The following is a 2,424-nucleotide window of genomic DNA, read 5'->3' as shown; positions in this document are numbered from 1 at the left end:
GCGGGCGGTGGCGAGGATGATGCGGCCGCGTACGGTGGTGGAGGTGGGCGCTGGTTCCTCGACGCTGCATCTGTTGCTCGGGCTGCGCGACGCGCAGGAGGAGGCCGCTGCGGACCGGCGGCTGATCGGCGGTGTGGTGTGGGACGACGAGCGGGCCTCCGTTCTGCATCCGTGCTCCGCGTTCGACGACTACGCGCCCCGGCTCCTCGTCGTCGACGACATCTCTGTGGCCGGGACGTCCGCGCACCAGGTGAGCGATGCGGCCCGCGTGCTGGGCCTTGACTGCCTGCTCACCTTCGTCGAGCGGGACTTCTTCGATCTCACCGAGCAGGAGCTGGACGCCTGGGGGCCGCTGGACCTGGTGTGGCTGGACGCGGGGACGCAGGCCGACGACGCTGGGTTCCTCGCGGCGCTGTGGCCTCGCCTGGCCCCGGGTGGCACGGTTGTGCTGCACGAGCCGTATCTCGCCACGACGGCCGAGACCCGGGACGGACGGACGGCGTGCCGGGTCGTCCCCACACCCCTGGTGCAGGATCTGCGTCGTCAAGTGGCGGTGCCGCAGGGCGAGTTCGATGTCCTCACTCTGAGCGAGCCGCACAAGCACCGGCAGACGGGTCTGCTGCTGCTGCGCAAGCACGCCGCGTGGGAGCGCGACCGGGGCGTGCCGTTCACCGAGGAGCTCCAGGCACTGGGGGAGACACCCTCGGTCGGGGTGCCCCGGCTCGGCGCAGCGCCGCGGCAGCCGGTCCTCGCGGCGCTGGCCGACGCCACCCGCCGCACGGTCCACAGCGCGCTCGTCTTGAACCCCGACACCGCCGAGGGCCTCGCCGTCCGCCTCGGTACCGCCCCGGCCCAGGTCACCGAGGCTCTCACCGTCCTCCAGCGGGCGGGCCTCGTCTCGTACGAGGACCAGCGCTGGTCGGCGGTCGACGAGGTCTGGCAGTCCCAGTAGGACGTCCTCGCAGCCCTCGACAAGCCGGTTCCCTTGGCCGGCTACCGGCAGCTCGACACCACCTGCGCCTGGGTCCTGGCGGCAGCCTGGATCCTCGCCACCAGCACTGGCCACCTGATACTCCTGCGCGTCCATGGCCACCGCACACGTCCACGACCTGGCCCCGGACGCTGCCACCATCACCCTCTACGACGACCAACTGCGCCAGGGCTGCATGACCCACCACGTCCCCGCCTGGGCACGACCCTGCTGCTCGCCGCCGCGTATCTGTGGCGCCTCGCCGGTGCTGCCCTGCCTGACAGATTTCGCCGAAAGCTGCAAGCTGCGCCCGCCCCGGCCCAAACGACGCAAGGGCTCACGTGCTCCGGCCAAGCGACCCACGACGATCTGGCCGGTCAGCTACGCCCACTACGCGCTGTCCTGGGCGGTGGGGGAAGGCGACCTCATTTACGGCTGTCTCCATCCGCCGCCCCACCCCTGGTTGGTGACTGTCGGTCAGCACCCCTGTCTCTCATGGAGTTTGCCCTGGTTCTCATCCGTGCTTGGAGCTCAGGCGAACTGGTGCTGTGTTCAGGACGTGTGTTCAGGTGGTGTGTTCGGTGATGCTGTGAGTCCACTCATGTGGTCTCTTGCTGTGACGTTTGCTGTGTCGTCGCACTGCAGAGGAGCATTACTGGGCTACGGGTCGATGTTGGAAGGGGTGGGATGTCTCCGGTCCGGCAGGTTTGGTCCTTTCCAGTTTCGATCCGGGGCATGTTTTGATGCATGGGGGAGGTCTCTGTAGTGTGCCGCCTTCGTTGGTGTGGTGAGTAGGGTGAGGAAGGCGAGCCGGCCTGCTGCCCCGGTGTGGCTTGCCGTCCAGGTGTGGCTTGCCGTCCCGGTGTGGCTGGGCGCCTGCTGTGCAGCACCTGAGACCGGTTCAGAACGGTGGAGTGCTGGCCTGGTTCCCGCTTGGTCGGGTTTTCTCCATTCCTAGTTTCTCCAGGCGTGCTCGGATCGCGCTGGGCTGGCGATGGAAGCGGCGGGCGAGGCTTTCAGGGTCGTGGCCGTCAGTGTGAAGTTTGACGAGTAGTTGTTCGTCTTCCGGTGTCCACCGCTGGTAGGCGTTCGCGTGGCGGGTTCTGACGTCCTGCACCGAGTAGGCCTTGGGAGACGTGGTCGGGTTTTCCTGGGCAAGCTCGATTGAAGCCAGCGATGAAGAGGGCACGCTCTGTACTTCGACGCCCCGTAGCCATAAGCAAACAGACTGACCGTCGAATGTGATGACGTCAGCTTCGACATCCATCGTCCGGCGCATGATGTCCGGGTCCCGTGGATCGCAGCACGTAGTCCGTGAACCGTAAACGCACTTTCCCCCGAGGCACATCACCAGCCATGAGCCACCGATTATGCTCCACCCACCCCCACACAACCCCCTAGCCAGCCAGGCCCGCAACGCGGGCCAACCGGTTCTTGGAGCGAAGCGGAGAGAA

At 67.3% G+C, this 2,424-nt stretch carries 2 protein-coding genes; one reads left to right on the top strand and one right to left on the bottom strand.

Translation table 11 applies throughout. The annotated features are described in order from the left end of the window. A partial coding sequence (locus ABB07_RS39435; protein ID WP_208903857.1) for a class I SAM-dependent methyltransferase occupies positions 1-952 on the top strand: 952 nt, incomplete at its 5' end. Between the two features lie 919 nt (positions 953-1,871). On the opposite strand, the gene ABB07_RS39430 is transcribed toward ABB07_RS39435, so the two are convergent. Further along, complete coding sequence (locus tag ABB07_RS39430; protein WP_208903856.1) at positions 1,872-2,237, bottom strand: SANT/Myb-like DNA-binding domain-containing protein; 366 nt, start codon at positions 2,235-2,237, stop codon at positions 1,872-1,874. Positions 2,238-2,424 lie beyond the last annotated feature (187 nt).

The sequence above is a fragment of the Streptomyces incarnatus genome (assembly GCF_001027185.1).
GTDB classification, from domain to species: domain Bacteria; phylum Actinomycetota; class Actinomycetes; order Streptomycetales; family Streptomycetaceae; genus Streptomyces; species Streptomyces puniciscabiei.
This window is presented reverse-complemented; position numbering and strand designations above follow the sequence as displayed.